Source organism: candidate division WOR-3 bacterium (assembly GCA_011052815.1).
Lineage (GTDB): Bacteria > Hydrothermota > Tepidihabitantia > SM23-42 > SM23-42 > DRIG01.
This window is the reverse complement of sequence record DRIG01000107.1, coordinates 38,275-45,938: the sequence shown is the minus strand read 5'-3', so window position 1 is coordinate 45,938 and position 7,664 is coordinate 38,275. Positions and strand designations below refer to the sequence as shown.

Genomic DNA, 7,664 nt, shown 5'->3' with positions numbered 1-7,664 from the left:
TGAAAGAAGGAAGGTTATATGCTATGCGATGATTGCAGAAAAAGACCGGCGACGATATTCTTTAAAGAAGTGCTGCCCGGTAAGATAGTCGAACTGCACCTTTGTGAGGCATGCGCCCAGAAGCGGGGCCTTATTATGGCGCAGAAGATGTCGCAGATCGAAATTCTGCAGAAGCTGCTCAAAGAGAAGAGCGCCAAGGACGAAAAGGTTATATGTCCTGTCTGTTATCTCTCGCTTGCCGAGTTCAAACGTATAGGAAGGTTCGGCTGCAGTCATTGCCTGGGTACCTTCCAGCCGTATATTAAAAATCTTATAAAGCAGATCCAGCAGAGCGACAGACATGTGGGCAGAAAAAGGACAGCCGGTGCAAAGAGGGGATTTGAGGTTTTTAAACTACGTGAGCAGTTGAAAAAGGCGCTGGAAAAAGAAGCGTATGAAGAGGCGGCGAAGATTCGTGATAAGTTGAAGGCTTTCGGAGTCGATAATGTTGGATAATATCAAATGGATTCTCCCTTCTGACAGGGAATCGTACACCGGCGCCGAAGAGGATGAGATCGTCGTTTCTTCCCGAATAAGGATCGCCCGTAATATTTCGGATATTCCTTTTGAGATAAAGTTGAAGGACAATGACTCGGACCGGTTGGTGCGGTTGGTGCGTTCGGTGGTCGAAGAAAAGTTGAAGGGAAAGTTTCTGGACATCCAGAAACTTTCACCCCTGGAAAAGGAATCCTTGCTGGAATGCCATCTCATATCACCGGCGTTTCTTAAACTCAACAGACCAGCCGGACTCTTTCTGAGCGAGGGCGGCGGAATCTCCATTATGATCAATGAAGAAGACCATTTGAGAATACAGGGATTGTCGCACGGCTTGAATCTGACCGAGATATCCAGTGACGTCTTCGCCTTGGACGAGAAGATCGGCGAGGACCTGGAATATGCCTTTGACGAACAGTATGGTTTCTTGACTTCCTGTCCGACAAACCTCGGCACCGGGTTGAGGGCGTCAGTGCTTCTCCATCTTCCAGGCCTTGTTTTTACGAACGAGGTCGAGAAGGTATTGAAAGGTGCGGTGCAGATCGGTATGACCGTCCGCGGTCTCTATGGAGAAGGAACCGAGATAAAAGGAAGTCTTTTTCAACTTTCCAATCAACATACCCTGGGTTTGAAAGAAGAAGAGTTGATCCAGACCATTATCAAACTGACCCATATGATTATGGATATCGAAAAGAAAGCCCGAAATGTGATCTTTGAAAAGGCAAAGGATGAATTCGAAGATAAGATATTCCGCAGTTTGGCGGTCCTCAAGTCGGCGCGGCTGATCAGTACGGACGAGGTGCTGAATTTGCTCTCCGCGGTACGCTTCGGTATCGGTGTCGGTGTTATAAAAGATATAAGTCTTGATGTAATCAACGAAATTATGCTCGTCTCCAGACCGGCGAATATTCAGTTGTATTTCGGCGAGATTCTGGAGGAGCACGAGCGCGACGTCAAACGTGCGGAATACATCAGAAAAAGACTCACCGAGGCGGCTGGAGAGACGGGTGCGGAAAAGTAGAGCTTTTTAACCTATCTTTTTCTGAATCTTCCAATCTTCATTATCTTCGCGATATTGGCGTTCGGGTTTATGACAGGTTCGATAATCGGTTTCGCCGCCGACATCAGTGTAGTAACTCCAGGACCGTGTCCTGCATAGCGGCAGTCACCATGGATGACGATTCCGATTGTCACGGCTCCTTTGCGGAAACTTCTTCCGTATACATTGTCGTGGTTCATCAAAGCCACGAAATCACCGAAGCGTAACTTATCGATTTGATATTTTTTAATGAATTTTTTGTCGGTCGTCATTATATCGTAGTCACCGCCGGTCATCATCAAGCTGCCGGTTCCAGAACCCATCAGTTCGGCGGGGATCTTCGCCGTCACCGGTACCCGGAGTTTTCCCCGGACCGCTTTCAGCCCCATTTTACGCAGGAGGCGCGGGTCAAGATTGTAGATCACGACATCCGGGTAGTCAAGGAGCTTAAGCCCTTGACCATAGCCTTTGATCATTATCTTGTCGTCGTGGGTCAATTTTTCCAGGACAGAATCCGGGAAGTCGATCATCACGTGTTCTGCACCGCCGTGATGGCCCGTAACGATTCCTTTTTTCCCTTTTGCGTCGCCAGTTTTGATTATCGCTTCATTGCCCACGCAGGCGTAGAAGACATAACCGGTATTGGAACTGTCGTATCTGTTCTTTTCATCCAGGATCGAAGATACGCAGGGCTCGATGTGGTCCGCTTCCCAGCCGAACGCCGGATCTCCGACCTTTATGTTATACACGATTCCGCCTGTACCCGGTAGATGAAAGGGCTTTCCCTGGGCGTCGACGCCGTGCATTCTACGGGCGCCGGGATTACATACTTTACCCTGAACCGACATCATGACCAATTTTTTTTCATTTGTTCTCAACATAAAGTTCTCCTTTTTATCTTCTTCTTTACTACGGGGTGATTATTATCTTGTGCCATTCCCTCAGCACGTGCAACACCTAAACCTGCGGAAGTTTTTCCATCTGTTTCAAAACGGTCAATTTACAGATGGATTTCAATGTGTCGAAAACGCCTATTCCTCTTATGGCGACACTCTCGAAGTATGTATAACCGTCGCGGTTTATGTGAAGTTGCAGGTCGCTGATCGGCATGATATTTGGAAGATCACGTTTGTTGTATTGAATAACCAGGGGAATGTCCTTAAGGGTTAAATTGTAGCTTCTTAGGTTATCAAGGAGGTTATTGAAACTTTCGATGTTTTCATCAAGGCGCTCTTCCTGTGAATCGACGACAAAGACGATACCGTCCACATTTTTTAATACCAGTTTTCTGGAAACATTGTAGTATATCTGGCCGGGAACCGTGTAGAGATGGTGTCTCAATTTCCATCCTTTGACATTTCCGAGGTCAACGGGCAGGAAATCAAAGAAGAGCGTCTGATCGAGTTCTGTGGCGAGACTCATCATCTTGCCTCTTCGGTCGGGACCGAGGGCGGAAAAGATTGTCCGAAGATTGGTGGTCTTTCCGCATAGTCCCGTGCCGTAATAAACAATCTTGAGATTCAACTCTTTTTTCGCAAAGTTAAGATTCGCCATTATCTATTCCTCTGTCTATTATCCTCAATCGGTTGTCTATTGTATAAAAATTTATACCGTCTGTCAATACCGGCGGCGGATTTCCTTCACCGAACGGCAGCAACGGTTTCAGGATGTGAACATTCGATTTATCGAGGAATACCGGTTTTTCTTTTTTCAGAGTCGCCTCATTATTTTCAGTGGTTGAATCCCCGTCGTCTGAAACATATCTGATGACGGCTTCGACGAATCGGTCGAGATTTTCTTTCACCATGGTAAAGCCGGCGGCGGATTTGTGCCCACCGAAGTCCTGGAAAAGTTCTTGAAATGATTGGAGCATTTTATAGAGATCAAGATTATAACTGCGCAGTTCACCGAAGCACTTTTCGTCTTTCAGCCCGATCACGACAGCCGTTCTTTTGAAGCGTGATTTCATACGAGAAGCGACCACACCGAGATAGTGCTGTTTTGAAAAAGGGACGATTGAAACGACGATTTCGGGCAGGATCTTGGCTGCTGATACGGCTTCTCTGAAGAGGCGGTCGGCGCCGCGCCTCCGCTCACCGGTTGTTGTTTTCAGCTCTTCAAGAATCGCGTTCAGGTACTTCCGGTCGTCTTTTATCAAAAAATCGACTCCGTATTGCGGATTACAGTATGCCGCCGATGCAAGCGTCGGGATGATCTCTTCTGTGATCTGATTTATCGTCAACTCATTGTCTTTCCGAAACAGACCGGTCCAGGGCAGTTCCCTTTTTTTGAGTATCTCCATGCCGCAGGTACAGAATATCCTGTTTTCCTGAAGCAATGTCACACGGTCGGAAAAAGTGCCCAGCATAACCAGGACAAAGAAATCCTTTTTCAATCTGTAGAATTCGTCTGCTGAAAGTTTGAATACCTTTTGATAAAGAAACTGGGCGAGCTTGAAGCTTACTCCGACACCGGCGAGTTCACGAAAGGGATAGTTCGAATCAGGTCTTTTGGGGTCCACGGCAGGTACTGGAAAGTCGGTATTTCGGGTTTCATGATGGTCGCAGACGACGAGTTTCAGACCTCTGGTTCGGGCAATTGTAAAATTTTCTCTGTTGCTGATGCCGAAATCCACGGTGATGACAAGTTCGACTCCGCGTTTCTTGAAATCGTCAAGTACATCCGGGTTGAGGATATAGCCGTCTTTTTCGCGGACGACCGGATAGACGAAAAGTTTTTCAGTATCGCGGCTGATTTCTTTTAATGTTTTGTACATGACCGCGGCTGCGGTGTAGCCGTCCACATCGTCATGTGAATAGATGAGGAGTCCTTCGTTCTTCTTTATCGATTCTATGATTATATCTGCAGCGGTTTCAATGTCGGGAATGGTGTCGGGTGGATAAAGGTCTTTGATGTCCGGATTCAGAAAAGATTTTGCATCCCGGTATACAGGAAAGCGTTGAGCCAGGATCTGCGCCAGCTCTTCGGGAATGGAAAGATCAGAGGCGTATTTACGGGCGAGAACCGTATTTTCATCCTGCATACCCGGCCTTATTCCTTTTGTTCCTTTTCTTCTTCCTGCTCGATCCGTTGAAGGAAGAAATCAAAGATCACCTGAGATGCGTTCTCGTCCTGCGGAAGTAGTAAAAAGACACCGCGGAATTTATTGAGAAAGGTTTTGTGTTTGAAGGGGCTCAGAAGGAGGCCGTTCTTTCCTCGGTAAACTTTTTTGAATTCCGTTAATCTTCTTTTTTGTGTTGCGAAGATGTTTTTGATGATGATGCGTTCATCGTTGGCTTCATAACGGGTGGGGAAGTAATAGGAATGGAGCGACAGAAAGAGGACGATAAAACCAAAGACCGCCCAGAAGACACCGTAGAATACCGCAATGAAGATGAGAAACCCGAAGATGAAGACCAAACTCACAATCGTTTTTGTTTGATTATCCTTTGCGGGGTGGACAGACCATTTCATGAACCGACAATTATAGCTCTAAAAAGGCGTGAGTCAAGTAGGCAATAAAAAAAATGGGCCCGGAGGGATTTGAACCCCCGACCCGCTGATTATGAGTCAGCTGCTCTGACCAACTGAGCTACAGGCCCGATACTGAACGCCAAATTATATTCAAAATAATACGGTTGTCAATCACCTTAATCTCCGGGGCGTTTTTACACAGTGGAAAGGGTTGAAAAAGGTGATACGGACTATTGACTTTGAGCCGAATCTTTGTTATAATTTCGGGTGATGAATGAAACAAAGGCGATAACTGTTTCAGAAAAGAAAGTAAAAAAACTTGAAAATCTGCTCGGTGATTTTTGCGCCCGGGCAAATACGGTATGGGCGATATTTTTGACCATATCCGGACAGCTTCTTGTGCAGAAGGGGTTTGTATATTCATTCGATGTGCTTGCGATTTCAGCACTCGCCTGCGGTGTTTTCAATTCCACGATGGAACTCGCCCGCATCGTCGGTGAGAAGCGATTCAATCAGTTTCTGCAGGAAGGTGAAAAGTTCAGCATCTATTATATAGGTGTTAATGACGACTACTTATTGGTTTCACTCTTTGATGACCGCACACTGCCGGGTGTGGTCAAGGTCGCAAGTGAGGCGTTTTCACAGGGAGCAGAGGAAATTTTGGGGAACGGAGCATGAAACGGGATATGAATTTTGAAAATTTTTACGTCTACGAAGGGAATAAGGTCGCATTTCTGGCGGCTCAGAAAGTCATAGAATTTCCCGGAGAATTGTTTAATCCTTTATACATTTACGGCGGGACCGGGCTCGGTAAGACCCACCTTTTATGGGCGTTGTATACCGAGTTGAGTAAAAAATTTGAGGTTCTCTTTTTTTCAGCAAAAGAATTTGAAAAATATCTGGATGAGACAAAAGATTTTAACACCCCGATAATCGTCGACGATCTCCATATTGTGGCAAAAGAGTATCATGATTTGATACTGAGCCTTATTGATTCGTGTCTTACCAACAACAGGCAACTCTGTTTTTCGGGAAACGCCGCACCGAGGGAGTTGAAAAATTTCGATGTGAAATTACTCTCGCGGCTTGAAGGAGGACTCGTCTGTGATATATCTCCGGCAAAGGAGATGGCTCTGGTTGAAGTGATAAAGAAAAAGTCAGGGGAGAGCGGCCTCATCCTTCCCGATGATGTGGTGCTTGAGCTTGCTCAGATTTCCACTGGGTCCATTAGAACCATCGAGGGGATGGTTAATCGGCTGGTCGCTTACTCTTCACTGGGGAATCTTTCACTCGACGTCAACAGTATACGAATGATCTTGAAAGAGTTCTATCCCAAAGGGATATACAGTCCGGTGTCATCGTTATTGGAAGAGCTGAAGAAAAATGCGAGCGAAATCCTGGAGGGGGTGTCGGAAAAACTCGATCTGAAAGAGGAATATCGGGAAAAGATATACGTGTGGGAGATGAAGGGGTTTGATACTTCTTCTCTGAAGCCGCTTCTGGACGGAGATGTCGAAGTTCTAAAGAAGGAGTACGATAATTTCATCAAGAAGGTTGAGAAACTGATTGAACTTCAGAAAGAATTCGGGGCTCTGGACACCAGAGGGTTTTCAGATGAGGCGATGAAAATAGAATCGATGCTTTTTTCACCGGATCGTCTTGATGAGATCGAAGAGTTGATCAACAAAATCAAAAGTGCGGTTCCTGCTCCGGCGGCTGAGAAGCCGTTCGATAAACTGCTTATCGGTGAGCACAATCGGCAGGCGGTCGAGATTTATCAGGAACAGGTTTTGAAAAATTTCGGTGAAAAGTTTAATCCTTTTATCATCTTCGGTGCTCCGGGAACCGGCAAGACACGGTTGCTGAAGGCTGTTGATGCCGACCTGAAACAGCAGGGAAAGAAAGTGATGTTCGTTGATTTCGGCGGTTCTGAGAGCGGATTTTCTTCTGGTGAGCAAGAGCAGTATGATGCTTTTCTCTTCGATGATTTTCATCGGGTTTTTTCACAGGAGTTCGACAGGAGAGGAGAGGTTTTCGAACTTATCCGTGAAGCCCAGAAATCAAATAGGGCGGTTATCTGTTGTGCGGAAAGATTCTCTTCTGAGGTGACACTTTCAGAAGATGAAAAAGCGGTTTTTGAGATGGGAATCGAGGTCGAGTTGAAGCCGCCGGATAAAACTGTTGTTGAGGAGTATATCAAAACAAAACTGGATTCGGAAAGAGCAGAACAGGTGATAGGACAGGGGCTGCCGGAGTTCTCTTCTTTTTACGCAATAGATGAATTCCTGGAGAAACTTGAGAAAACACCGCCGGAGCCTGCTCCAGAGGTCGTGGCTCTCGGTCTGCCCGGCGAAGAATCCGCGCCGGTCAAAGAGGAGAAAAAAGAAGAGGCGGAAGTTATCGCACTCGGCTTGCCGGGAGAAGAGGCCGTTCCAGAAAAAGAAGAAGTCGTTGAATCTGCAGCTCCCGAACAGAAAGGAGCGGAAGTCGAAGCCAGGTCAGAGATCGAACTTCCGGTTTCTCTGAAAGCGGTCAAGGGTGAGAGATTCATCATTCAGGAGATTCCTGAAGAACTGATTGAGGATAATTATTGATGTCGTTCAAGAATAACAGAGGT

General features: G+C 46.3%; 8 protein-coding genes and 1 tRNA gene. 4 read left to right on the top strand and 5 right to left on the bottom strand.

The window, feature by feature from the left end; genetic code table 11:
* Nucleotides 1–18: 18 nt before the first annotated feature.
* Nucleotides 19–495 carry a hypothetical protein gene (locus ENI34_10520; GenBank protein ID HEC79551.1) on the top strand — a complete coding sequence of 159 codons (477 nt, stop codon included), beginning with the start codon at nucleotides 19–21 and terminating at the stop codon, nucleotides 493–495.
* Complete coding sequence (locus tag ENI34_10515; GenBank protein HEC79550.1) at nucleotides 485–1,555, top strand: protein arginine kinase; 1,071 nt, start codon at nucleotides 485–487, stop codon at nucleotides 1,553–1,555. Before ENI34_10520 ends, ENI34_10515 begins: the two co-directional genes overlap by 11 nt.
* Nucleotides 1,556–1,566: 11 nt before the next feature.
* Here the strand turns inward: ENI34_10515 and ENI34_10510 are convergent, their stop codons facing one another.
* From ENI34_10510 to ENI34_10490, 5 genes are all read right to left on the bottom strand, one after another.
* A complete protein-coding gene (locus ENI34_10510; protein HEC79549.1) occupies nucleotides 1,567–2,454 on the bottom strand; it encodes a DUF4438 domain-containing protein in 888 nt (295 codons plus the stop codon).
* A 76-nt stretch (nucleotides 2,455–2,530) separates the two neighbouring features.
* A complete protein-coding gene (locus ENI34_10505; protein ID HEC79548.1) occupies nucleotides 2,531–3,127 on the bottom strand; it encodes a gliding-motility protein MglA in 597 nt (198 codons plus the stop codon).
* The gene (locus ENI34_10500) at nucleotides 3,114–4,616 is read right to left on the bottom strand and encodes a hypothetical protein (GenBank protein ID HEC79547.1); all 1,503 of its coding nucleotides are present in this window, start codon (nucleotides 4,614–4,616) and stop codon (nucleotides 3,114–3,116) included. Before ENI34_10500 ends, ENI34_10505 begins: the two co-directional genes overlap by 14 nt.
* Before the next feature lie 8 nt (nucleotides 4,617–4,624).
* A complete protein-coding gene (locus tag ENI34_10495) occupies nucleotides 4,625–5,047 on the bottom strand; it encodes a hypothetical protein (protein ID HEC79546.1) in 423 nt (140 codons plus the stop codon).
* Between the two features lie 54 nt (nucleotides 5,048–5,101).
* Nucleotides 5,102–5,175, bottom strand: a tRNA-Met gene (locus ENI34_10490).
* A 142-nt stretch (nucleotides 5,176–5,317) separates the two neighbouring features.
* Here ENI34_10490 and ENI34_10485 point away from each other — a divergent pair.
* The gene (locus ENI34_10485) at nucleotides 5,318–5,725 is read left to right on the top strand and encodes a hypothetical protein (protein HEC79545.1); all 408 of its coding nucleotides are present in this window, start codon (nucleotides 5,318–5,320) and stop codon (nucleotides 5,723–5,725) included.
* Nucleotides 5,722–7,641, top strand: coding sequence for a hypothetical protein (locus ENI34_10480; GenBank protein HEC79544.1), 1,920 nt, complete (start codon nucleotides 5,722–5,724; stop codon nucleotides 7,639–7,641). Before ENI34_10485 ends, ENI34_10480 begins: the two co-directional genes overlap by 4 nt.
* Nucleotides 7,642–7,664: the final 23 nt, after the last annotated feature.

What these genes read in the sequence shown, in the direction of transcription:
- ENI34_10520 (HEC79551.1), top strand. Translation starts at nt 19, where the DNA reads ATGCTATGCGATGATTGCAGAAAAAGACCGGCGACGATATTCTTTAAA.
- ENI34_10515 (HEC79550.1), top strand. Translation starts at nt 485, where the DNA reads ATGTTGGATAATATCAAATGGATTCTCCCTTCTGACAGGGAATCGTAC.
- ENI34_10510 (HEC79549.1), bottom strand. Translation starts at nt 2,454, where the DNA reads ATGTTGAGAACAAATGAAAAAAAATTGGTCATGATGTCGGTTCAGGGT.
- ENI34_10505 (HEC79548.1), bottom strand. Translation starts at nt 3,127, where the DNA reads ATGGCGAATCTTAACTTTGCGAAAAAAGAGTTGAATCTCAAGATTGTT.
- ENI34_10500 (HEC79547.1), bottom strand. Translation starts at nt 4,616, where the DNA reads ATGCAGGATGAAAATACGGTTCTCGCCCGTAAATACGCCTCTGATCTT.
- ENI34_10495 (HEC79546.1), bottom strand. Translation starts at nt 5,047, where the DNA reads ATGAAATGGTCTGTCCACCCCGCAAAGGATAATCAAACAAAAACGATT.
- ENI34_10485 (HEC79545.1), top strand. Translation starts at nt 5,318, where the DNA reads ATGAATGAAACAAAGGCGATAACTGTTTCAGAAAAGAAAGTAAAAAAA.
- ENI34_10480 (HEC79544.1), top strand. Translation starts at nt 5,722, where the DNA reads ATGAAACGGGATATGAATTTTGAAAATTTTTACGTCTACGAAGGGAAT.